Here is a 23617-nt window from a genome sequence, read left to right as displayed (position 1 = left end):
GTTCGGTTCAGATGGCGGTGGTGCCGCCGTCGGCGACGAGTTCCATGCCGTTGACGTAGCTGGAGTCGTCGGAGGCGAGGAAGAGGGCAGCGGTGGCGATTTCGTCGGGGCGGCCCATCTGGCCGCGGGGGATGAGGGACTCGAACTGGCGCTTGGTGGCCTCGTCGAAGAGTTCTGCCTGCTTGGCGGTGGCGACCTGGCCAGGGGTCAGGACGTTGACGCGGATGCGGCGGTCCTTGAGTTCGTTGAGCCAGATGCGGGCCCAGGCCTGCTGGACGGCCTTGCTGCCGGCGTAGACGCTCCAGCCGGGGAAGGCGCCGAGGGAGGCGTTGGAGCCGGTCATGAGGATGGAGCCGCCGTCATTGAAGAGCGGGAGGGCCTTTTGGACGGTGAACAGGGTGCCGCGGGCGTTGAGCCCGAACCAGGTGTCGAACTGGGCCTCGGTGATCTCGCCGAGCGGGGCGGGCTCACCGCCGCCGGCGCTGGCCCACAGCACGTCGAGGCTGCCCTTCTCCCGCTTGACGGTGTCGTACAGGCGGTCCAGGTCGTCCAGGTCGGCGGCGTCGCCCTGGACGCCGGTGACGTTGCGGCCGATCTGCTTCACGGCCTCGTCCAAGGCGTCCTGGCGGCGGCCGGTGATGAAGACGTGCGCTCCCTCGTCGACGAACAGCTTCGCGCCGGCCAGCGCCATGCCGGTGGTGCCGCCGGTGATGACCGCGACCTTGCCGTCAAGCTTTCCCATAGTCATTCCCTTGAGTCGGTGGTGCCGTGTGCACCTGAGGCGATGGCATTATGTACACCGCCCTGTGTGCTTACGGTACGGGGCGGGCGACCGGGACGCAAACTATGTACACCGGTCGTTACCTACACGCGGTACGATGGAGCCATGACGGAGTTGGAGAAGGGCCCCACGGGCCGCCGCCGCGGCCGGGGCGCCCGCGAGCGCATCATCAGCGCGTCCCAGCAGCTGTTCCGCGAGCAGGGCATCAACCGCACCGGCATGGACCAGCTCTGCGCGGCGGCCCAGGTGTCCAAGCGCACGGCCTACCAGCACTTCACCGGCAAGGACGAACTCGTCGCCGAGTACCTGCGCCGGTTCGACCCCGCCGTTCTGTCCGGCGTGTTCGACCGCACCGACCTCACGCCCCGCGAACGGCTCCTCGCCGCCTTCGACATCCCCCCCACCACCCCCCTGTGCCCCTACATCGGCGCCGCCGTCGAGCTGCACGACCCCCAGCACCCCGCGTCCCAGTACGCACGCGACTACAAGAAAGCCGTCGCCGCGCGGCTCGCCGACACCGCCCGCGAAGCCGGCGCCGCCGACCCTGAACAGCTCGGCGAGCAGCTCGCGCTGCTCATCGACGGCGCCGCGGCCCGCACCCGGGTCCTCGACGCCGACGCCTTCCCCACCGCCGCCGCCATCGCCGCCGTCCTCATCGACAACGCCATCCCCGCCACGGCCGGCGATGACCGGCGACGGGAGGAAGTGTCAAGTCAACTTGGCACTCCGCAGCCGGGCTGAACGCGCTGCCGGTCGCGCGGCTGCACCCGCTGGGCGCGACACCAGCCGCCCGCACCTGGCCCGGACCTTGCCGGCTTTACGGAACCGGCCGCCCGCCTGCTGAAGGCCGCAGCAGAAGCCGCCGGGAAGACCGGTGACTCGTTCGGCATCCTGGTTCCTTCAATGTGAGCGGTCCGGCGCCCTGGTTGTGCTGTTCGGGGAGGTGAGTTTGTCCCCGAGGATGTCGGCGAGCAGGTCGATCTGCTTCGGGTCGGTGTCGTTGCCCACGAAGACGAGTTCGTCGAGTCCGGCTGCTTCGTGGGCGGTGACGGTTGCGTGGACCACGTCGGCGGTGGTGGCCGCTGTGTCGATGACGGTCCGGACGTAGTCGGGGCCGGCGAAGGCGTAGTAGTCGTTGACGGCGCGGGCGAGGGATCGGTGTGCGTGGCCGCCGAGGGCGAACATCGCCGTGGCCCTGGTGCGCGGACGTCCTTGCCTGCCGGCCTCCTTCCAGCGGCTGTGGAGGCTGGTGGCGAATGTGATGAACTCGTCGATGTCTCCGCCGGTTCCGGCGATCCATCCGGTGCCGTGGGAGGCGATACGCCGCAGCGTCGCCTGCGATGTGCCGCCGAACCACAGTGGCGGCCCTCCGGGGGTGACCGGGGCCGGACCCACCTCCTCTTCACCCCGCCAGATGGCGGTGACGCGTTCCACCAGTGTGTCCAGGGCACGCCCTCGAGTACTGAAGTCCAAGTGGCTCGCCCGGTAGTCGTCTTCGCGGGCTCCGGGAGCGAGACCGAGATGCAGCCGTCCGGCGCCCGCGATCCGGTCCAAGGTCGCCGCGGCCTTGGCGAACAATGCGGGGTTGGTGTGCAGCGGGGCCAGCAGCACGCTGGTGACCAACCGGATGCGTTCGGTGGCCCCGGCTGCCGCGGCCAGTGTGATCAGGGGTTCCGGAGTGGACCAGGCCAGGCGGTCGCTGGCGATCAGCGAGGCGAATCCCCGCTCCTCGGCCCGCCGCGCCCACGTCACCAACGTACGCTCCTCAACTCCGGTGACATGACCCGGCAGCCCTACGCCTATCTCCATTTGCCGTGTCTCTTCCTCGATAACGGACCGGGTGGTGCGTGTCCTTCCACCGCTGCCGCCTGTGCTTCGTCGACAGCAGCGGAAGGCGTTGCCCGCCCCGCCTCATGACGTGCGTCGGGGTATTTTCAGTTTTCGGTGGCTCAGCTTTTGAGCGTGCCGCCGTACTCCTCCGGGACGAGGTCGGCCTGCTCGGCGCCGCTCCTGATCAGACCGAGGATTGTGTCGGCGGCACCCTCGGGCGACTGGGGTACCAAGCCGCTGGAGCCCTCCATTTTCAGCGCGCCTGCGACGTCGCCGCGAACCGTCCTGACGAACTCGGTCTCGGTGATCGACGGGAACATCATCGACACGGCGATGTTGTCGTCGGCGAGCTCGACGCGGGCGATAGCCGAGAGCTTCGCGAGGGCGGCCTTGGAGGCGGAGTATGCGCCGGATCCGGGCAGCGACGACCAGATGATCCCGGAGCCCACGTTCACGATGGCCCCGGCTCCCTGCTTGCGCATCTGCGGAAGGACGGCCTGCGTCGCGGTCAGGGGTGCGACGAGGTTGAGTTCGAGGACGGCCCGGAAGTCCTCGGGGTCGATGGCGTCGACGGTCGCCTGCAGCCCCTGGCCTGCGTTGTTCACCAGGACGTCGATCCGCCCGAACTTCTCGATCGCGGCTTCTACGGCCGCCGCGACCTGGACCCGGTCCGTCACATCGCATGGCACGGCCAGGGCCACGGACTCGCCGAGTTCCTTGGCGAGCTGTCGGACGCGTCCCTCGCGGCGAGCGAGGAGCACCACGCGCGCACCGGCGCGGGAGGCGGCGCGTGCGGTGGCCCCTCCGATGCCTGACGACGCTCCGGTCACGAGTACTACGGCTCCGCTGATGTCCATAGGGGATTCCTCATCCATGAGTCGGTGGATTGCCTGAGCAGCGCCACGGCCTTCGAGGCGCGGGGGCCTCCACCATTCAATGCTATCAATTGATAGCTATCAAGCAATAGGAAGGTATCCTCGTGGCATGAGCGACGTCAAAGCCGCCAGTCTCCACGAGCTGGCCGACCTGGTCTTCGCCGTGGGGCGGCAGCTTCGGCCCCCGGCGGACCCCGCCTTCGAGCCGTGCACGCCGATCGAGATCAGCGTCATGCGGTTCATCCACCACCACCCCGGCACGTCCGCGCGAGCCGCGTCGGAGGCGACCCTGCTTCCGTCGAGCAACTTCAGCCGGGTACTGCGCGGCCTGGAGAAGAGGGGGCTCGTGGATCGCGTCGTGGACGACCGCAACGCCCGAGGCGTGCGCCTGTACCCCACCGACAAGGCCCACCAGAATCACCAGATCCTCCGCGACAACTGGGACCGGACCCTCCGGGGCATCATCGACGACCCCGCCACCATCGAGATCGTCAATGCCACGCTCCGGCGTATCGAGGATGAACTCATAGCCCGGCGCAGCGGGACGGACGCCGATGGCGCTCAATCCGACTAGCCTCGGGCTTTCGCGAGGTGGGTTGTCCGAATCTTGACCACAAACGCGAGAAGTGCTCCTGACCTGCAACGATAGGGCTTGTCGAGAGTCCTTTTGGCTGCGAGGGCAGAAGCACTTCCCAGGTGACCCAGCGCATCGGGTCCTACCCGCGTGTCCGTGCTGAGGGCGGTGGCCGGGGAGTGGTTTCTCAGGCCGGGGCCGTGCTGTTGGTGGAGACGGTCCGCAAGAGCGGGCTGGACAGCGCGATGTCGGCGGCGTTGGCGCCGTGGCGCAAGGCGCGTGCGGTGCATGATCCGGGCAAGATCCTGCTGGACGTGGCGCTCGCGCTCGCGCTGGGCGGGGACTGCCTGGCCGATGTCGAGGTGCTGCGTGCTGAGCCGGTGCCCGGCACCTCCGTGTTGGCCGCCGCGATCAGCTTCGGCGCGCTCCAGCGCAGCTTGGTGCCGTAGGCCGGGGTGTGATGCCGAGATCTTGATGCTTCGGCATCAGCTCGCCATCGTGCAACGCGACCGGCCCCGGCCTCGGTTCTCCTGGAGCGACAGGGCCGTCATGGCACGCAACTACCTCATGGACCTCGGCGGCCATGCCGAGTCGGTCAGGTTTCTCATCCGGGACCGCGGCACGTACTTCACCGACAACTTCGATGCTGTCTTCCAGGAGATCGGTGTGCGTGTCATTCCGTCACTGCCCCAGGTGCCCCGGATGAACGGGATCGCGGAACGCTGGATCGGATCATGCCGCCGCGAAGCAACCGACCGCGTCCTGATCACCGCGCAGCACCACCTACGCCTCGTCGTCAGTGAGTACGCGGAGCACTACAACAGACATCGGCCGCACCGATCCCTTGGACAACATCCACCAGACCAGTTGATCGCCGCTGAACCGCGGTCCGTCAGCGACCGCACAATGGTCTCCTGGCTTGATCGGCTCGGTGGCCTCCACGAATACAACCAGGCCGCATAGGGTGACACGGTTTCCGGCACCCACACCCCCTGACCGCCTCCACCAGGGCGTGGGCTATTGGATTTCCGCCCATCGAGTGGTCCCGCCTTGGTAGGTCGTGGTTCCGGAGCGGGCGGACAGTGCGGCGACGATGGCGCTCCCGCGGCCGCTCTCCTCGGGCTGCCGAGGACTGCCGCCGTGGTGGCGCAGCAGCGCCGGGCCCGCGTCAGTGACCTCGATGCGGACAGCACACGCAGCCCGGCCACCCTGCCGGGACAAGCACAGCGACGCAGGGGGGAGGGCGTGAACGACCGCATTGGTGATCAGTTCGGAGACGACCAGGAGCGCATCGTCCGCAAGGTCCGAGGGGATGCGCCACTGTTGCATGGCGCGGGCGGCGCGTCGGCGGACGGCGGCAAGACCTTCTGGAATGTGAGGCAGAGGGAAGACCACATCTGTCCGAGCGGATGAGACTGTCTCAAGGCTGTTGCTGAGCTTCACGGGCAGGTTGTGATTCATGGTGCTGTCCTGGGGGCGTTCCCGGTGGGGCGGGGGACGACGAGGCCGGAGAGGAACGTCTCGGGCGCGGTGTGGCGGCGCCGGGCCACCGGGGATCCGGCGGGGGTGGCCCCTCGGTCATGACGATGACGTCCGTACCGACCCTTCCGTCGTTATTGCCGACTAACGTTATGGGTGATTCACATTCAACGTATGCCCCGATATCGGCGGAGTCAAGACATGAGTGAGGTTAATGCACAGTAATGTGGCCGCTGGTGTCAGGCTTCGGCCTGCGACCTATCCGCGCACCCGGTGGAGTACTCGGCGACCCACACGGCATGTCATCTGAGCTGGGCTTCGCCTGTCTGAACGCCACAGCCGACCTACTCGCGGAACACGTAACGGCATGTTATCGGCTGCTCACCTGGGCCGAGTCGTCAAGACCCCCATCCGCGCCACCGCGATCAACGCATTCGCCGCGTCGAACCCCATGCACGCCAGGCGGACCAAGGCGGGTGGCGACCTACATCACGTACAGATGTCAGACATTCGGTGTTAGGGTCGCCTAATGAAAGATCTTCGTGCGCCGCGCCGCGTCGCGAGCTTGTCGGCGCAACTGGTGGACACCCTTCGTGAGCAGATCACATCCGGCGCGTGGCCTGTAGGGATGCGGATTCCGGCGGAACATGATCTGGTCGAGCAACTCGGTGTCGGGCGTACGACGGTGCGCGAGGCGCTCGGCGCGCTGGTGCATCTGGGCCTGCTGGAGGCTCGGAAGGGTGACGGGACGTACGTCCGGACATCGAGCGAAATGCACTCGGTACTGATGAGACGTGCCAACACCTCGAGGCGGAGCGACGTGCTGGAACTGCGCGCAGTGCTGGAAGAGTACGCCTCGGGCTTGGCCGCGTTGCGGCGTACCGAAGACGACCTGAATCGCCTGCGGCACCTCCTCGACGAAGCCGAGGCGACAGCGGATTCACCGGAGATGGCCGCCATCGTGGAGATCGATACCCGCTTCCATCAGGCCGTGGTGAGTGCCAGCGGGAACACCCTTCTTACCGAGGTGTACGACGTCCTCAGCATCGCGGTCACCGAACAGATCGGCGGCACGCCCTGGCCCAGCACGACGGCCGCGGAGCACAGCCTTCTGCACAGGCGTCTCGTTGAGGCGATCGCTGCCCAGGACGAGGTCGGTGCACGCTACTGCGCCACCGAGATCGTGAAGCTCACCGAGACCGGAACGGAATGACAGAAGTGACCACCTCGAGGAACTCCCGCGCCGGCCTCACCACGGCTACGAAGACCGACCGGATCGCAACCCCGAAGACGCCGGTTACTACGCCCGCCCTTTCGGCCGGCCTCTTGATCGCGATCCTTTTGGTGGCGGCCAACCTACGCGTGACCTTGACGGGTGTGGGCACACTGTTGCCGGCCATCGAGCACGACACCGGGTTGACTGCGTCAGGGGGTGGAGTACTGAGCACCCTGCCGCTGTTTGTGTTTGCCGTGACTTCGCCCTTTGTCGGACGCACCTCGCACCGGGTCGGCACCACCCGCCTCCTCGTGGCTGCCCTCGCAGTGCTGGCAGCGGGCACCGTGATCCGGTCCTTGCCTTCGCTTGCCTGTCTGTTCGTCGGAACCGTGATCCTCTCGGTGGCGATCGCGGTTGGCAACGTCCTGCTGCCTACGGTGATTCGCACCCACGTGCCCGGCTCGCGGGTTCATACCGTCAGCGCTCTCTACGTCACCGCTATGGGAATGGTCGCTGCTCTGTCGTCCGGTATCTCCGTACCGCTTGCCGAGGTCCTACCAGGAACCTGGCATTCCGCCTTGGCCTGGGGAGTAGTCGTCGCCGTCGCCGCTCTCGCCGTGTGGCTGCCTCGGCTACGCGGGTCCCGGCCGGACGGCGGCGTGCGGTCTCGTGGGGCACACGCTCGGACCCCATGGCGATCCTGGCTGGCGTGGCAGGTGTCCTTCTTCATGGGCCTGCAATCCCTTGCCTTCTACACCGCCGTCGCTTGGCTGCCCAGCATCCTCAGTCAGCAGGGCATGAGCACCACAGCTGCCGGCTGGATGCTGTTCTACTACCAGCTCGTCGCACTGGTCACGAGCATGTTGCTGCCTTTGATCACTCGGGGCCGCCACGACCAGCGCTTCGCTGCGGCCGCGGGCTCAGCGATCGTCGCCGCAGGCTTCGCGCTTCTGCTCCTCTTTCCAGCGCTCGCACTCGCGGCGTGCACTCTTCTCGGGTTGGGCGCCGGTGTCTGTCTCGTGCTCGCCCTGAGCTTCCAAAGCCAACGTGCCACTGGTCCCAGCGAAACCACAGCCCTGGCCGGGATGGCTCAGTCCATCGGCTATCTCGTCGCCGCGGCCGGACCCCTCCTTCTGGGCGTCCTCCACGACACCACCGGCAGCTGGACTGGTGCTCTCCTTCTCCTCACCGCATTGAGCCTGGTCATGGCCGCCGCCGGTTATGGCGCCGGACGCGACCGCCACGTTCGCACCCGGCCTGACCGCGAGACAGACTAACGCCGTCCAGAACGCATCGGACCGCATGCAGAGAACGCGAAGTCAGCCCCCTGAACCGCCGCGGGAAAGCCGCAGCTCCGCAGGCGCCCACCTCCAGTCCGTGATGGCGAAGTACTCAAGGGAAGCGCGTCCTGGAAGGGGACTGGTGATCAGGTACCAGGGAACTCAGTCCCCTCTCGGTGATGGCCGTCACCGACCCCGAGAAGCGCTCCAAGGGCATCAGCCCTTCGTCGTCGAAAAGTCCGACGAGGGCGCCTCCTTCGGCGCCCCGGAGAAAAAGCTCGGCATCAAGGGCTCCCCGACCCGCGAGGTTTACCTGGACAACGTCCGCATCCCCACGGACCGCATGATCGGTGAGGAGGGAACCGGCTTCGCCACGGCGATGAAGACACTGGACCACACCCGCATCACCATCGCCGCCCAGGCCCTCGGCATCGCCCAGGGGGCCCTCGACTACGCCAAGGGCTATGCCCAGGAGCGCAAGCAGTTCGGCAAGCCGACCGCCGACTTCCAGGCCATCCAGTTCACGCTCGCCGACATGGTGACCTGTGCGCCCGGAGAGGCGTCGACACGCGGGTCCACGAAGACCACGGCAAAGCCTCGCCACCGCCACCAACCGTTCCGGCCAAGCACTCCGCGCTGGGCATACGCCCCACGCCGCAATCGTGGTGGTGGAAGACGTGCTGGCGGCTACTTGCCGTCGTCCTCGCGCTTGAGGGCTTCCAACGCCCGCCGCGTGACCTCGTCCACCGGGCCCAGGGAGGAGATCGTGACCGCGAGGCCCCGCGTCTTGTAGTACTCGATGATCGGCTCGGTCTGCGTGTAGTAGACCTCGAGCCGCTTGCGGACGGTCTCCTCGGAGTCGTCGTCGCGCCGGTAGAGCTCACCGCCGCAGATGTCGCACACGCCCTGCTTCTTCGGCGGGCTGTACGACATGTGGAACACGTGTGCCGACCGGCTGCGGCAGATGCGCCGGCCGGCGATGCGCTTGATGACCTCTCCCTCGGGGACTTCGAGGTCAAGAACCGCGTCCAGCTTGATGGCCTCCGTCTTCAGCAGCTCGTCGAGCGCCTCGGCCTGCGAGACGTTGCGCGGGAAACCGTCGAGCAGGAAGCCGTTCTCGGCATCCGGCTGTTGCATGCGGTCCTTCGCCATCGCGATGGTGAGCTCGTCGGGGACGAGGTTGCCGGCGTCCATGGAGACCTTCGCGAGTTTCCCGAGCTCGGTCTGCCGGCTGATGTTGGCCCGGAACAGATCGCCCGTGGAGATGTGCGGGATCGACAGCTTCCCGGCCAGGCGTATGGCCTGAGTGCCCTTACCAGCGCCCGGCGGCCCGACGAGGACGATGCGCATCAGCGGAGGAACTTCGGCATTGCGCTGCTGGAGTTCATCGGCGATGGAGGCGCTTGCGGACGGCTTGGAGACGACCTCGCCGATCCTGCCACCCACGGCCTGATACCGACGACTGGCTGATGGTGCGGCTGGTCGGGGGATGGCCGGAGCCCCGGACCACTTTCGTTCGATTCCGCTCAGAGCCTTCATCACATGTCCAATCGTCTGGGTGGAGCGTCTGCTCGGCTCGCCGTGGGAAGGGCGGACAGGTTGGTTCCGGCCGTCCTGCGTCACGGCGCGGCTTGTCAGGGCGGGTGCCGCGCCGTGCGCCGGGCGGAGTGGGTGGGGAGCTGTTGCCCCATGGGCTGGTGGTACGGGTCGGCTGCGCCGGGACCGTCCGGCGGTACGTCTTTTCGGCAAGACAGGGGCGTGCCGCCGGACGGGGTATGAGAGGCGAATCCCCTGCACGCAGAGGCTGCCGGGTTCTCGCTCAATCGATGAGGTCGAGGGCGGTGGTGACGATGCTGTCCGTGTCGATGCGGTGGTAGCGGTAGACGTCCTCGATCGCCCCGGACTGGCCGAACCGGGTCACGCCGAGAGTGCTGACGGAAACGTTTTGGATCGTGCTCAGGAAAGCCAAGGTGTGGGGATGCCCGTCCAGGACGGTGACCAGCGGGGTGGCCCGGTCGAGAGGGAAGACCTGGTCGAGGATCCAGGCCGGGTCGTCCGACAGGCCGCGACGGGCCTGGAGTGCACGGAAAAGTAGGTCCGGACTGGTCACGCACACAACGTCGGCGCCATGCCCGAGGGCGGCGAGCCGGTCGGCGGCGGCCAGGGCCTCCGGGACCAAAGCGCCCATCGCGGCGAGTGTCACCACGGGCTTCTCGTGCTGCCGCAGCCGGTAGGCCCCGGCGGTCACATGTCGGCGACGGCGTTCGCGAGCGGCCGGGTCGCTGGGCACGGCGGCTGTCGACTGGTCGATGGGTCGGGTCGACAGCCGCAGATAGGCCGACCTGCCCCCTGGACTGGCCAAGTTGCCGAGTGCGGCGAGCAGGCACCATTCGGTGTCGATCGCGAACGCCGGCTCATAGGTGACGCAGCCGGGCTGTTCAATGCCCAGCGAGGGGGTGGTGATCGACTGATGTGCACCGCCTTCCGGGGCGAGGGTGACACCGGAGGGGGTGCCGACCAGGATCGACTGGCCACCGGCATAGATGCCGAACGACCAAGGCTCCAGTGCCCGGTTGACGAAGGGGTCGTAGACGACGCCGATCGGCAGCAGCGGCTGGCCCCACCGGCTCCAGGTGGTGCCCAGCTCGCCGAGGAGACCGACCAGGTTGGTCTCCGCGATGCCCAGCTCCACGTGCTGACCGGCTGGCTGCTCGCGCCAGTGCAGGATGGTCTCGGCGTCATCGGCGAACCAGTTGGGGCGCTCGGTCGGCGACCACACACCGACCTTGTTGAGCCAGCCACCGAGGTTGGTGGTGGAGCTGACGTCCGGGCTGACGGTGACGATCCGGGCGGCCGCCTCCGGCGCCCGCCGGGTGAGGTCCAGCAGGACGCGTCCCAGGGCCTGCTGGGTGTTGCCGGAGCCGGTCGGTACCGGGCGGGCGAGGTCGGCGGGGACGGCAGGGGGCTTTTGGGGCGCCTGTTCGGGGCGGTGCAGCCGCTGGGCGGCCGCCGCGCACAGGGCCGCTTCCGCCGAACCCGCACCGAAACGCGTCCACGGGTCGTCGAGATCGGTTCCCAGGCGGTCGGCCAGTGCACTCATCTGGTCGGCCGTCAGGAGTGAGGAGTGGTTTTGCGGGTGGCCCTCGGTGGGGAGCCCGTAGCCCTTGACCGTGTAGGCGAAGATCACGGTCGGTCGGGTGTCGTCGACACCGGCGAACGCATCCGACAGCGCGCCGATGTCGTGGCCGCCCAGGTTGCGCAGCGCCGCCAGGAGCGAGGCGTCGTCCAAGGGGGCGATCAGGTCCGCGATCGGCCCGGCGGTGGAGCCGGTGCCGGGCAAGCGCTCGCGCAGCTCGTCGGCGGAGCAGCGCAGCAGGCGCTGGTATTCGGGGTTGCCCATGGCATCGATACGAGCGCGCAGGGCCTCGCCGCCGGGCCGGGTGAACAACTCCTGCAGGAGACGCCCGTACTTGAGGGAGATCACCTGCCACCCGGCCGCGGCGAACATACCCTGCAGCTTGTCCGCGGCGATGCCGGGGATGACTCGGTCGAGGGACTGCCGGTTGAGGTCGACGACCCACACCACTTCGCCCAGGCCCGGCACCATCGGATCCTGGATGGCCTCCCAGATCGCACCTTCGTCCAGCTCGGCGTCGCCGAGCAGGGAGTACTGCCGTCCCCTCCCGGCCCCGCCGAAGTGGCCCTCCACATAGCGCCGTGCGAGGGCGCCCCACAGGGGGGCGGTGGCACCGATGCCGACCGAACCGGTGGAGTAGTCGACCGGGTCGGGGTCCTTGGACCGGCTGGGGTAGCTCTGCAGGCCGCCGAAGGCGCGCAGGGTGGTCAGGTAGGACTCGTCCAGCTCGCCCAGCAGGTAGTTGATCGCATGCAACACCGGTGAGGCATGAGGCTTGACCGACACCCGGTCCTCAGCAGTCAGTGCGTGAAACCACAGCGTCGTCATGATCGAGGTCATCGAGGCGCTGGACGCCTGGTGACCGCCGACCTTCAGCCCCGAAGGGTTCGGCCGCACCCGATTGGCGTGGTCGATGATCGCGGTGGACAGCCACAGCACCCGCTGTTCGACCGACTCCAGCGCGGCAAGCTCCTCCGCCTGGGCAGGACTGCCGTTGCCGCCGGCCGACCTCAGTTCCGCGACCATCACAGACCACCTCCGCATTCGGCACCATGACTTAGGAATTTCGCGTTATGCTCCGCTAGAAGGCGGATAACTCTGCGACTGCACAAGATGTTTCTTATAGATCGAGCATTCTGCTCGCATTCGGGCCACCTGATCGGCTGGCCGGGGACGCTGGACCGGTTCGTACCGGCCTTAAGACGCGACCCCATCACGCGCCGTGGCTGACGGCAGAGAGTCGACTGCTTGCAGGACATCTGTCAGCCATGCGACCTGCCCATCGAACTGCGACAGCTTCCAAGGCCGTACCCACCGGTATGCCTTGTGCTCCCAGTTGAGAGTGAGCCGTCGTTGACTGGTGCAGGCCAAAAAAGTGTGCACGGTCCAGTCCGGCCCGCCACGAGGGTCGGCGAGACGCAGCGTGGGGCCCGCGGTCAGCTGCTCCAGAGCGCGGGCGGGGAGCGAAGTCTCCTCCCAGATCTCCTGGATGGCTTGCCGTACCGGGTCGCTGTCAGCGTCCAGATATCCGGTGATGCAGTGCCACAGGCCTGCATCATGCTGGACAGATTCACTGCGCTTGAACAACCCGATGCGCCCTCGCCACATGAGGATGACAGCGACTGCCTTCCGCGGGCCCTGAGACCTGGGGCGACCGGACTCATTCAGGGACTGTGCCCTGTGTGAAACCCGGGAGACCACCCCGCGACCACCGCCTTCGGCACGGACACCCGGGGAGGACCCGACGCGCTTCATCTGGTGCCTCCTTCATGCGACGGCCTGGCCCAGGAAAAGTCCCTTGCGGGCAGGAACTCTTCGCGTTTCTGATCACCTACCGGACGTCCTGCCGCGTGGAAGCACGAGGTTTGACACTCCCCGACAATGACCTCGCGTGCCACCGGTCCGTTCACGTCGTTCACCGGATGCGGCTCTCGCTCCCGGCCCATGCCTTGTCCCGCAACACAAACTTCTGGATCTTTCCGGTGGAGGTCTTCGGCAACTCGGTGAACGTGACCGTCTTCGGCGCTTTGAACCGGGCCAGCCTGCCCCGCACATGCTCGACGATCTCCGCCTCGGTGGCCGTAGCACCTTCCCGCAGGCTCACATAGGCGGCAGGGACCTCACCCCAGCGCTCGTCCGGCACCGCGATCACCGCCGCCTCCAGTACCGCCGGATGTTCCATGATCGCCTGCTCCACCTCGACCGACGCGATGTTCTCCCCACCCGAGACGATCACGTCCTTCGAGCGGTCACGCAGCTCCACGTACCCGTCGGGGTGCAGGATGCCGATGTCCCCCGTCCGGAACCATCCGTCCGGCACCGCTGCCAAGGTGGCCTCCGGGTCGTCGAGGTAGCCGAGCATGAGGTTGTTGCCGCGCAAGGCGATCTGCCCCGTGGTGACACCGTCCGCGGGGACGTCCGTGCCGTCGTCCGCGATCACCCGCGGCACGCACGAGATCATGTTCCCGACGCCCTGGCGCGCCTTGAGCCGCGCTTGTGCTGCGGCGTCGCGGTCGTTCCACTCCGGGCGCCAGTCGCACAGCATCGCTGGGCCGTAAGTCTCGGTCAGCCCGTACAGGTGCGTGACCTCGAACCCCAGCTCCGCCGTCCGCCGCAGGATCGCCGGCGACGGCGGCGCCCCACCGGTGGCGATCCGGACCGTGCGGTCCAGTGGTGCGGCCTCTTGGGCGTACGCGATCATCGACAGCACCGTCGGCGCCCCGTTGAGGTGCGTGACGCCCTCCTCCCGGAGCAGTCGCCAGATCTCCGCCGGATTCACCTTCGGCAGACAGACGTGCGTCCCAGCCGCCGCGGTCACGGCCCATGGGAACGTCCATCCGTTGCAGTGGAACATCGGCAGCGTCCACAGGTGCACGCTCGACGGCGTCAGTCCGGTGTGTCCCACCATCGCCACGGCCTGGAGGAACGCGCCCCGGTGGTGGTACATCACGCCCTTCGGGCGGCCCGTGGTCCCCGAGGTGTAGTTGATCGACAGCAGCGCCCGTTCGTCGGTCGGGGTCAGGTGCAGCGGCTCCGCCGCGGCCAGCAGATCCTCGTATTCCCGCCCCGCCCTGATCCGGTGCGGTGGGGCGTCCAGCCGGGCGAGGGCCTCGTCCACCAACGCGTCGAACGACGGGTCTTGGATCAGCACGGACGCCTTGGAGTGCTCCAGGATGTAGGCGACCTCGCCCACCGACAGCCGGGTGTTCACCGCGACCAGCGGCACCCCCGCCCACGGCACCCCGTAGTGCGCCTCCAGCGACACATGCGTGTTCGGTGCCAGCACCGCCACCGGACGTCCCCCGGCCAACGAGGCCAGCCCGCCCGCCAACCGCTGACACCGATCACGCAGCTCCGCATAGGTCCACCGGGACCGCCCGTCCACCACCGCGACCCGATCCCCGTGCGCCGCCGCAGCACGATCCAGATACGACGTCGGGGTCAACGGCTCGAAGGACAAGGAGCCCGGGTCGCGGGTCATCGCACCGCTCCGTGTACCGGGACGCCGGTCGTGATCAGGAGGATGCCGTTGTCGTGGTGTTCGGTGAGGAAGTTGCCGGTGCCGTGGTTGTAGAGGTTGGTCATCGGCTGGTCTCCTTGTGGTGGCTGGGGTTGTGCGTGTCGTTGAACTGGCGGAGTGCTTCTTCGTGGGCGGGGCGGGCGGCTCGGATCTCGGCGAGGATGTCGTCGGCCGAGCGCACGACGTTGCGGGGGTTTTTGAAGCGGGGGATGACGTACTTGCCGAAGAGTTCGATCGAGCGCATCAGCTGGTCGTGGGGCAGGCTGTCGATACGCAGGACGAGTGCTTCGACGCCCATGTCCGCGTATCGCTGTACGTGTTCGATGCAGTGGTCGGGGTCGCCGACCATGAAGCCTTGGGAGCGTTCGAACATGTACTCTTCGTCGTTGAAGTCGATGTCCTTGACAGCGCCCATGTAGGCGTAGTCCTTCGACAGCTTCGACAGGCGCTCATATGCGTCGGTGGACAGCTTGGCCATCTCGAACAGGGGCTTCGCCTCGAGGCGGGCCTGGGCAGTGGTCTCGGCGCAGTGCATACCACCGGCGACCGCGACCATCTTGCGCGGCGTGATCGGGTAGGGGTGGTTGGTGGCGGCGAGAGTGTCGTCGTAGAGCTTGACCATGTTCTCGACGAGGTCGAACCCGAGGTAGAGGCCGCCCATGATGGCGCCGATACCCATCGAGGCGGCCGTCTCGACCGAGCTCGGGCTGCCGGCGGCAGCCGAAATGGGCGGGTAGGGACCCTGCAGGGGCTTGGGGACCAGGCTGCGCGGCGGAACCTTGTAGTGCTCGCCCACGTACGAGAACACGTCGTTGAGGAACGCGCTCCGGATCAGCTCGATGCCCTCACGCCACTGAGCCTTGTTCTCGGAAGGGTCCACCTCAAACGCGCGCAGGGCGAGCGTGGTGTTGCCGCGCCCGGTACCAAGCTCGACACGGCCGTTGGACAGGATGTCCTCGGTCGCCACACGCTCCGCGACGCGCAGCGCATGGTTCATCCGCGTCGGCAGCAGCGTCACCAGGTGGATGAAGCGGATCCGGCTCGTCAGAGCCATCAGATACGGGTAGAGCACCTCCGGAGCGGAGACCGAAGCCGTACCCACAGCAACATGCTGCTCGGAACTACCGAAGGCATCGAAGCCAACCCGCTCCGCAAGCAGAACCTCCTCCACCAGCTCCCGGTAGCGGTGCTCATGCGTAAGCCCGACCGGGGTGTCCCCCTCAGACATGAGGATGAAGTCCATACCGACCCTTCCGTCAAATGTTAGTGGGCGATAACGTAGGGCGTGACCCAGCCCAGGTCAAGGCCCCCGGAAGAGCGACGGGCGTTACTTTGTGATAACTACGGAGGTCGACCGGGCGCGCACGGGAGGGGCCGCGACCAGAGCGACCCCGGTCACATCGCGACCGACAGCCACACAGGGCCGCACAGGCGGCCGCGGACTGACGCGACTCCCGCTTCGTTACTACGCACTAACGGATTCACCTCTCCAATCGGAGGCTTGACCGCACCCAAGCCACGTCATATGTTATTCGTCAATAACATTCGAGGAAGGATCGACATGGACGTCATCGTCATGACTGAGGGGGACATCCCGACCGGGCTCGCACGTGAGCACCGCTACCGAGGGCCGGTCGAGGAGGCGCCACTCGCGGCGCACGTCGACGTTGATGCCTTCGGCGGCTACCACGACCCCGCCGTCCGAGCTGTCCGCGAGGTGTGGAATGGCTGATCAAGTCCAGGGGCTGGACGCGGCTGCCTTCCGTTCGGCGTTGGCCCGCTTCCCTGCCGGCGTGACGATCGTGACGACCCGGAGCGCCGGGGGCACCCCGCATGGGTTCACCGCGAGTTCCTTCGCGGCGCTGTCGCTTGATCCACCGCTTGTTCTGGTTTGTCTGGACCAAGGAGCGGACTGCTTCCCAGCTTTTATAGCGGCTGAGCAGTTCGTCGTGAACATCGTGACGCCCGCGCATGCGAAGTTGGCCATGAAGTTCGCCACGAAGGGCGAGGACAAGTTCGCACACGGGAGCTTCGAATCCGACGAGGGCGGACACCCGATACTGCCCGACGCCGCGGCGGTCATCCGCTGCGAGCTGGAGCAAGTCGTACCCGGCGGAGATCACGTCATTCTCATCGGTCGTGTGCACGAGGCACGCATAGGTAGCGGCAAGCCGGTGATGTGGTACCGCGGTGATTTCCTCTACCTCGGACAGAGCGTTACATGAATGACATCGCGCCCGGCTCGTCAGCTCCGGTGGATCGCACGAGTGGTTCATCCACGCGCGGCGCGCGGTGTGGTGGAACCCTCCGCTCGGGCCGTGCTGCGGCCGTCCGGTGAGTGATTCCGTGGAGATCGACCTCGTGAAGATCGGGAACGTGCTGCATCCGGTGGCCGACATCGACGCCGCCGTGCGCTTCTACACCGACACCTTCGGCCTGGCCACGAAGTTCGTCGACGGCGACCGCTACGCCGCCCTCGACGCCGGCAGCACCACGTTGGCCCTGACCGGCCCGGCCGAGGACGTCACCGGTGGGGTGCCCGCGGCGTCGTTCAAGGTCCCCGACGTGACCTCGGCGCTCACCGCCCTCGTACAAGGCGGCGGATCCATAGTCCGGGAGCCCGAGCAGGGCCCGCACGAGGTCCGGGCCGTGGCCCGGGACCCATGGGGCAACACCGTAGTGATCTACGGGCCGCGGTAGCGGTCAGTCCAGTAGCGGGTCGGCCTCCGCCATGCCCCGGACCGAGACGTCGTCGGATGCCCTTGACATTCCTGTTCGTGTCCCTCCCCGGCCGTCGGCCAGATCCTCGACCTTTTGCGCGCCGGAACAAGCTGCGCGTCCGAGGCGCCAATGCTCGCCGGCCGAGTCACCCGCCCTCGAAGCCCGGAAGGTTTCCGTGCACCCCGTCTTCTCCTCGCCCTCACCGGATCACCCGCCGGCACCGGACCCATCGCTCGATGCCCTCCGACTGCGACACGGTGAAAGTCTCCGCGGAACCACGCGTCGTGCCCAGCGTGCATTCGTCGCCGCCAACGCTGTCCCTCTTGTCGTCGGCATCGCGCTGTCCTTGCTGACCGCCGTTCCCGCAGTTCATGTGTACGGGCACATCACTCTCGGCCTCGTCTGGGGCATCCTGCAATGCGGCCTCTTCGCCGCCACCGTGTGGGTGTACGAGACGCGATGCACAGCCTGTGATCCCGTCGAGCGGCCCCGGACCTCCGGCATACCCCAGGCCGAGACGTCGGGTGCGTCCCCCGTCGATGATCCCTGGCGGTGAAGCGGTGACCGTGCACATCTTGAGCGCAGGTGTACTCGACCCGATCGGTTCAGACGCCAGAGGCCCCGTGATCGTCGCCTTCCTGGTATTCATCGGGCTGTCTGTCCTGTGGCTTTTCACGCTTGCCTCGAGTCAGGAACACGAGCCGGAAAGGCTCTACATCGCGGATCGGTCACTCTCTCCGGTCTTCAACGGGTTCGCCATGGCGGGCGAGCAGATCACGGTCGTCACTCTGTTGGTGACGTCCGGGTTTATCGCTCTGTACGGCTACGACGGGTTCAGCATCGCCATCGACCTCATGCTCGCCCTCGGTGTACTGCTGCTCCTTGCTCAAAAAATACGCGACAGCGGACTTTACACTCTCGGTGACCTCTTCTCCCTGCGTGCTGCGGGGCGCGCGTCGCGGACTGCCGCGGCTCTGGTGACACTTGCGATCACCATTCCCCTTCTCATGGTCCAACTGCGGGCTACCGGCATCAGCGTGGCCCTCCTGATCGGCCGGTCGAACCATGGAACCCAAGTGGTCTGCACGGTACTGATGGGGCTTCTCGTCGGCTTCTTCGCCGTCGTGGCAGATCTGCGAGGCACCAGTTTCATGCAGGTCGTCAAGGTGGTCGTCACCCTGATCACGCTTTCGCTGATCACGCTGCTGGCCCTCAGCAGATTCGAGTGGAACCCCGGGTATCTGCTCTCCGCGGCGGCGGAGAAGAGCATGTCGCCGAACGGATATCTGAGCCCTGGACTCTGGCCGCGCACCGCGAACCTCGGATCACTCAACGCGGTCGGCGAACACATCGTCGTTATCCTCGGTACGGCCGTGCTGCCGAACCTGATCCTGCGTGTGAGTGCCTCCCGCACCGGGCGCTCGGCACGTCGATCCATGAGCATTGCCTCGGGACTGGGTGCTGCCTTTGTCGTCCTCCTGAGCGCGGCGGGCTTCGCGGCCGCGGCCGTGGTGGGAGGCGACGTCATCCGAGCGGTTGACGACGTTGGGCAGGGGTCCCCTATTCTGCTGGCTTCGGAAGTACTCCCGCACGGCTCAGTGGCGCGGGTTGCGCTCATCACGGCCATGGCGTCCGTGGCCTTCCTCGCCGCACTCACGACCGTGTCAAGTGTGGCCTTCGCTGCCGCTGTCACCTTCGCGCGTGATGTGTTCGCTCAGGGCAAGGGCCCGCGCACCCGAACCGGAGAAGCGCGAGTACTGCGTCTGGCCCTCGTCGCCCTGGTCGCCGTGAGCCTGTCGCTGTCCACAGCCATCAGCCGGTATCCGGTCGAGTCCCTGGTCATCTTCGCTCTCTGCGTTGCGGCGTCGGGTGTATTCCCGGCGCTGATCTACACTTTCTTCTGGCCCAAGTTCAATCGCCGGGGGCTTCTCTGGTCCGTCTACGGAGGACTGCTGCTGTCCATCGTGCTCACGGTCTCCTCACCCGTCGTCACCGGTACCAAGAACTCACTATGGCCTGAGTTGAGTTTCAACTGGTATCCGTACTACAACGCGGGCATGGTGTCCGTGCCGGCGGCACTCTTCCTCGGGTGGATCGGCAGCCTCACCTCACCAGAGAGTTCCCAACCGGTTGTCGGTGCAGTGAGTACGACGGGAAAGGACGTCGGGCGGAGGAGTACAGCCCGCCCGCGGACAGCACGCGGTCGGCATGCGGGCTGATTCGCCGCGGTTGTGGTATCCGCAGGCTCGACGATCTCCTGCACCCGGGCGGCTTCCGCACAGCGTTGCAGGAGATCGTGGACCTGGCTGTCCGCTTAGGCGGGTAGCGGCTTCGACGCGGTCTTCGGCAGTCGCGCGACGGTGATCACTCCGATGAGTGCTACGGCGAGGATCCAGTAGACGGGGCTGGTTCTGCTTCCGGTGCCGGCCACGAGGGCAGCGGCGACGAGTGGCGTGATGCCGCCGATGATCACGCCCAGGTTGTAGCCGATCGCGATGCCTGAGTAGCGCACGCTTGCCGGAAAGAGCTCCGTGGCCAACGGCCACGTAGGTACCTGCGCCCACCCGGTGAAGAACATGAAGACCAGATAGACGGCCCCGACGGCCCAGAGGTTGGTTGCCGCGATGAGGAGTGCGAAGACCGGCCAAGCGATGACGGCGAAGATGATGTAGGACGCCAGCAGGATGGGTTTGCGGTCGTAGCGATCCGTCAACTTGCCCGCCCATGGATAGGTGAAGGTGGCCAGGGCGATGCACAACGCTGAGGTCCAGGCGACGCCTGTGGCGGAGAATCCTTCCTCCTGCAGGAAGATGGCGAAGTAGGCAACGCCGAAGTAGCCGGTGCCGTTGAACGCGATAGCCAGGCCCGCCACGCGGGCAACCGACAGCGGGTGGCTACGCAGAGCGGCCAGCATCGGACTGCGTACGATCGCGGCCTTCTCCTTCAGCTCTTGGAACTGAGGCGACTCCTCGACCCGCAGCCGGGCCTGCAGACACACCACAGTGAGGACCAGCGAGAGGAGGAACGGAATCCGCCAGCCCCACGTTGCCATCTGGTCGGCCGGAACCAGCAGACGGACCAGCCCTACGACGCCGGCGGCCACGGCGAACCCGAGAGTGGACCCCATGGAAACCGTCGATCCGTAGAAACCCCTCTTGCCGGGCGGCGCCAGCTCGGCGATGTAGGTGGCAGCGCCACCGATCTCACCACCGGCAGCGAACCCTTGGGCGAGTCGCACGACGATGAGTGCGATCGTCGCGGCGACTCCCATCTGTCCGTAGGTGGGCAGCAGGCCCATCACGCCGCATGCCACGCCCATCATCACGATCGTCGCGACGAGGGCTGTCCGGCGGCCGCGGCGGTCGCCGAGGCGACTGAAGAACCAGCCACCGAGCGGACGGATGAGGTAGGACGACGCGAACACCGCGAGCGCGGACAGGGTTGAGACCGTCGGATTGTCGCTGGGGAAGAACAACGGTCCGATGGTGAGCGTCAGAAACCCATAGACACTGAAGTCGTAGTACTCGATCAGTGTCCCGACGCCGCCCGCCAGCGATGCACGCCGGGCGGACCTCAAGCTGATCGTCTTTTCGGAATGTTGTGCCGTCGTCATTGACTCTCCTTGTCACACCAGGATGGAAAGTGCGCCGGTCGGCCGCCCTCGCCGCGCGAGGTCGGCGCCGTCACGTTGCTCGGCGCGATCAGAAGGTGGGTACTGACTGGACCCCGTCCGCCGGGTCAGGCTCCGAGGCACTATGGCGAGGTCGATAGTCGCCGGTGCCCGGTGCTGCGTCAGAGGGTTCCTCACGGGTCAGCAGAAACTGCGTACGCGCACACTCACTGCACTTCGCATGTGCTGACTCTGGCCCGTCGTGCACAGACGCGCAATGCACTGATACGACTGGACTAATTCAAATTCCACAAGTATGGATGCAGAAGAGACATGATCTGGGAGTGGCGCGCAAGAATGGAATTGAGTCAGCATTGCCGAACCACTCAAGCCGCAGACGTGGTCCGGGTAAGGGATCTGTTGTCGTATCAGATCGGGAGCTGCATGAGTCCACCCATTGCTGTATGCGCGTCAGCAGATGTAGGAGCCACGGCCAACTCGTTAAAGTTCTTCGCTAATGCGACCGCGGCCGTAGGTGGTTCGCGATCACTGTGTCGTCATTCTCGCCGTACATTTCGTCGATCAGCGTAGCGAATGAATTCGCTACCGAGTTCCGCTTGACCTTGCCATTCGCGGTCCGCTCGCCGCGTTCGGCCTCGAGGGGCCGAGGCAGCACACGGAAGTCCTTCAGCTGTTGCGCGCGCGCGAGGTCCGTATTGACTCGCCCGAGCTCGGCTCGCAGGCGTTCGGACAGCGCCGTCGTAGTCAGCGCCTTGGCCTGTGTGCTCGGCTCGAGCAGCACGGTGAGGCACTTGCGCGCGTCGCCCACGACGATTGCTTCGCTGATCAGCGAGCTCTCTTTCAGCCGGGTTTCGATCGGCTGCGGATTGATCGTTTTGCCGCCGCTGGTGATGATCACGTCCTTCTTTCGGCCGATGAGGCGGATCTCACCGTGCGCGGTACGCTCAATCAGGTCACCGGTACGGAACCAACCGTCCTGCAGAACGGCATCTGTCTCTTTGGGGTTGCGCCAGTATTCGCGAAACAGCAGTGGTGCGCGGACCAGCATTTCACCATCATGCGCGACCTCGACCTGGAAGCGTGGGTCCGAGAATTCGCGACCAATATATCCCGGGCGAGGAAACGTCTGGTCGAAATGAGCAACGGGGCAGCCAGCTGTTTCGGTGAGACCATAGCTTTCGCGTAGATCCAGCCCCCAGATCTGCCACAGCGCGATGACGTTCTCGGGCGTCGCGGCAGAGGCGGTGAAAGCGACACGAAGGCGGTCCAATCCGACGCTTGCCCGCAGCGGCAGGAAGACACGGTGAAGCACTGCGGTGTATGCGATCCGCAGCAATACCGAGGGATGACCACTGGACCAACGGCGCTCGGCCATTCGGCGACCGACCCACATCGCGCCTTTGTAGGCGTACCGGCGCACCCGCGGCCAAGCCTGCGTTCGTGCGATCAGCTCGCCGGCGACCTTCTCGTAGAAGCGCGGGGGCCACAGCAGCGCGGTCGGTCGCACGGTGCGCAACGCGTCCTCGTAGTCCTCGATGCGGCAGTACGTCACCACGAGACGTGAGAGCAGCGGAGTGAAGATCAGCAGCAGCGCCGGCGCCACGTGGGCCAGCGGCAGGAAGCCGACGATGGCGTGCTCACGGCTGTCGAGCTCCGGATAGAGGCCGACGACGGTCTGGACCGAGTGCTGAAGCGTACGGTGCGAGTGCATGACGCCTTTCGGCGCTCCTGTGGAGCCCGACGTGTAGAACAGAACGGCAGGGTCGTCGAGTGTCGTGGCAGCGACCATCTCGACCAGACGGTCGGATAGGACGCTTGGATGCCGCGCTCCTTCTGTGCGCAGCTCCTCCCACGTTGTCCCGGTGATTTTCTCAGGTAGCGCCGGCGGGGCGGTGTCCATGCCGACGACGAGCCGCAGCTTCGGTGTGCGGGCCGCGATCTCCGCCACCTCGTTGAGCTCCGTGGCTGTCTCGCCCATAAAGGCCACTGCCTCGCTGTGCGCCAGGATCTGCTCGATCTCGGCGGGCGAGTTGGTCGGGTAGACACCGACCACCACGCCGCCGACACTCTGCACGGCCAGTGCGGCGAAGGCCCATTCGGGGCGTGCGCTGCTCATCACCGCGACGCGATCGCCGTGCTGCACTCCGTGCTCGACAAGGCCGAGCGCGATCTCGCGTACTCGATCTCGATACGTCCGCCATGTGATCGCGTGCACAACCCCTTCGCGCCAGTGGCGCAGCGCAATAATGTCGGGCTCGGAGCGCGCACGATCAAGCAACAGCTGCGGATGCGTCCGGATCGGTTCAAAATTCATCAGATCCATCACACGGCCTCTCCGCAGATCCACCAGAGCTGACGAGCCGGGCCCGATGAGTTTCATGTAACACCCTGCCCGAGGTTGAGGAAATCACCGCGGCACCACATCACCGGCTCGCAGCGGATGACCTCTGCGTCGTCGAAGGGGAGCGGGCCAATACGGTGCTCATAGCGAGCCCGACCGGGGCGCCGGTCAGTCTGGAGTCACGCAGGAGGGAGGCGGTGGCGCGTAGTGCCCGATCGCCCCCCGCGGCGCGC

General features: G+C 66.6%; 20 protein-coding genes and 2 pseudogenes. 11 read left to right on the top strand and 11 right to left on the bottom strand.

What is annotated here, in order from left to right; translation table 11 throughout:
• Positions 1–7: 7 nt before the first annotated feature.
• A complete protein-coding gene (locus BLV72_RS38085; RefSeq protein WP_093459765.1) occupies positions 8–742 on the bottom strand; it encodes an SDR family NAD(P)-dependent oxidoreductase in 735 nt (244 codons plus the stop codon).
• Positions 743–886: 144 nt separating this feature from the next.
• On the opposite strand from BLV72_RS38085, the gene BLV72_RS38080 reads away from it, so the two are divergent.
• Positions 887–1522, top strand: a complete 636-nt coding sequence (locus tag BLV72_RS38080) for a TetR/AcrR family transcriptional regulator (RefSeq protein ID WP_093468107.1) — start codon at positions 887–889, stop codon at positions 1520–1522.
• A 159-nt stretch (positions 1523–1681) separates the two neighbouring features.
• On the opposite strand, the gene BLV72_RS38075 is transcribed toward BLV72_RS38080, so the two are convergent.
• Together BLV72_RS38075 and BLV72_RS38070 are read right to left on the bottom strand one after the other, a co-directional pair.
• The gene (locus BLV72_RS38075) at positions 1682–2590 is read right to left on the bottom strand and encodes an LLM class flavin-dependent oxidoreductase (protein ID WP_093468106.1); all 909 of its coding nucleotides are present in this window, start codon (positions 2588–2590) and stop codon (positions 1682–1684) included.
• Positions 2591–2730: 140 nt separating this feature from the next.
• Positions 2731–3468 carry an SDR family oxidoreductase gene (locus BLV72_RS38070; RefSeq protein ID WP_093468105.1) on the bottom strand — a complete coding sequence of 246 codons (738 nt, stop codon included), beginning with the start codon at positions 3466–3468 and terminating at the stop codon, positions 2731–2733.
• A gap of 127 nt (positions 3469–3595) precedes the next feature.
• Between BLV72_RS38070 and BLV72_RS38065 the strand changes: the two genes are divergently transcribed.
• The 3 genes and pseudogenes from BLV72_RS38065 (at position 3596) to BLV72_RS38055 (ending at position 5023) form a co-directional block, all read left to right on the top strand.
• Positions 3596–4060: a MarR family winged helix-turn-helix transcriptional regulator gene (locus tag BLV72_RS38065; protein WP_093468103.1), complete on the top strand. Its 465-nt coding sequence runs from the start codon at positions 3596–3598 to the stop codon at positions 4058–4060.
• A gap of 122 nt (positions 4061–4182) precedes the next feature.
• Positions 4183–4440: pseudogene (locus tag BLV72_RS38060) on the top strand (transposase); the annotation flags it as partial.
• Between the two features lie 169 nt (positions 4441–4609).
• Positions 4610–5023 (top strand): integrase core domain-containing protein, encoded by a 414-nt coding sequence (locus BLV72_RS38055; RefSeq protein ID WP_244321220.1) that lies wholly within the window; start codon positions 4610–4612, stop codon positions 5021–5023.
• 54 nt (positions 5024–5077) lie between these two features.
• On the opposite strand, the gene BLV72_RS38050 is transcribed toward BLV72_RS38055, so the two are convergent.
• Positions 5078–5389: an ATP-binding protein gene (locus BLV72_RS38050; protein ID WP_244321489.1), complete on the bottom strand. Its 312-nt coding sequence runs from the start codon at positions 5387–5389 to the stop codon at positions 5078–5080.
• Positions 5390–6068: 679 nt separating this feature from the next.
• Between BLV72_RS38050 and BLV72_RS38045 the strand changes: the two genes are divergently transcribed.
• From BLV72_RS38045 to BLV72_RS38035, 3 genes and pseudogenes are all read left to right on the top strand, one after another.
• Positions 6069–6752, top strand: a complete 684-nt coding sequence (locus BLV72_RS38045; RefSeq protein WP_093468099.1) for a FadR/GntR family transcriptional regulator — start codon at positions 6069–6071, stop codon at positions 6750–6752.
• A complete protein-coding gene (locus tag BLV72_RS38040) occupies positions 6749–8032 on the top strand; it encodes an MFS transporter (RefSeq protein ID WP_093468097.1) in 1284 nt (427 codons plus the stop codon). Before BLV72_RS38045 ends, BLV72_RS38040 begins: the two co-directional genes overlap by 4 nt.
• A gap of 176 nt (positions 8033–8208) precedes the next feature.
• Positions 8209–8573, top strand: a pseudogene (locus BLV72_RS38035) (acyl-CoA dehydrogenase family protein); the annotation flags it as partial.
• Positions 8574–8722: 149 nt separating this feature from the next.
• Here the strand turns inward: BLV72_RS38035 and BLV72_RS38030 are convergent.
• From BLV72_RS38030 to BLV72_RS38010, 5 genes are all read right to left on the bottom strand, one after another.
• A complete protein-coding gene (locus BLV72_RS38030) occupies positions 8723–9385 on the bottom strand; it encodes an adenylate kinase (protein ID WP_093470787.1) in 663 nt (220 codons plus the stop codon).
• A 469-nt stretch (positions 9386–9854) separates the two neighbouring features.
• Positions 9855–12197 (bottom strand): transketolase-like TK C-terminal-containing protein, encoded by a 2343-nt coding sequence (locus BLV72_RS38025; RefSeq protein ID WP_093468096.1) that lies wholly within the window; start codon positions 12195–12197, stop codon positions 9855–9857.
• Between the two features lie 171 nt (positions 12198–12368).
• On the bottom strand, positions 12369–12926 hold the full coding sequence (locus BLV72_RS52240) for an NUDIX domain-containing protein (protein WP_093468094.1): 558 nt from the start codon (positions 12924–12926) through the stop codon (positions 12369–12371).
• A gap of 160 nt (positions 12927–13086) precedes the next feature.
• Positions 13087–14652, bottom strand: coding sequence for an acyl--CoA ligase family protein (locus BLV72_RS38015; protein WP_093468093.1), 1566 nt, complete (start codon positions 14650–14652; stop codon positions 13087–13089).
• A gap of 100 nt (positions 14653–14752) precedes the next feature.
• A complete protein-coding gene (locus BLV72_RS38010; protein WP_093468091.1) occupies positions 14753–15934 on the bottom strand; it encodes an LLM class flavin-dependent oxidoreductase in 1182 nt (393 codons plus the stop codon).
• Between the two features lie 318 nt (positions 15935–16252).
• On the opposite strand from BLV72_RS38010, the gene BLV72_RS48395 reads away from it, so the two are divergent.
• The 4 genes from BLV72_RS48395 to BLV72_RS37990 all read left to right on the top strand — a co-directional run bounded on the left by BLV72_RS48395 (position 16253) and on the right by BLV72_RS37990 (position 19631).
• Positions 16253–16423, top strand: a complete 171-nt coding sequence (locus tag BLV72_RS48395) for a hypothetical protein (RefSeq protein WP_020867429.1) — start codon at positions 16253–16255, stop codon at positions 16421–16423.
• A complete protein-coding gene (locus BLV72_RS38005) occupies positions 16362–16916 on the top strand; it encodes a flavin reductase family protein (protein ID WP_342030703.1) in 555 nt (184 codons plus the stop codon). The genes BLV72_RS48395 and BLV72_RS38005 overlap by 62 nt, the downstream gene beginning before the upstream one ends.
• A 121-nt stretch (positions 16917–17037) precedes the next feature.
• On the top strand, positions 17038–17391 hold the full coding sequence (locus BLV72_RS38000) for a VOC family protein (RefSeq protein WP_208905857.1): 354 nt from the start codon (positions 17038–17040) through the stop codon (positions 17389–17391).
• Between the two features lie 581 nt (positions 17392–17972).
• Positions 17973–19631 (top strand): sodium:solute symporter family transporter, encoded by a 1659-nt coding sequence (locus BLV72_RS37990; RefSeq protein WP_244321218.1) that lies wholly within the window; start codon positions 17973–17975, stop codon positions 19629–19631.
• 95 nt (positions 19632–19726) lie between these two features.
• Here BLV72_RS37990 and BLV72_RS37985 read toward each other — a convergent pair whose 3' ends face one another.
• Together BLV72_RS37985 and BLV72_RS37980 are read right to left on the bottom strand one after the other, a co-directional pair.
• Positions 19727–21025: an MFS transporter gene (locus BLV72_RS37985; RefSeq protein ID WP_093468084.1), complete on the bottom strand. Its 1299-nt coding sequence runs from the start codon at positions 21023–21025 to the stop codon at positions 19727–19729.
• Between the two features lie 511 nt (positions 21026–21536).
• Positions 21537–23366, bottom strand: a complete 1830-nt coding sequence (locus tag BLV72_RS37980; RefSeq protein ID WP_167746481.1) for an AMP-dependent synthetase/ligase — start codon at positions 23364–23366, stop codon at positions 21537–21539.
• Positions 23367–23617: the final 251 nt, after the last annotated feature.

Origin of the sequence: Streptomyces melanosporofaciens, from assembly GCF_900105695.1 — a bacterium.
In the GTDB taxonomy this organism is placed as follows: domain Bacteria; phylum Actinomycetota; class Actinomycetes; order Streptomycetales; family Streptomycetaceae; genus Streptomyces; species Streptomyces antimycoticus.
The sequence above is the reverse complement of the archived record's forward strand: the minus strand, read 5'-3'. Positions and strand labels throughout refer to the sequence as shown.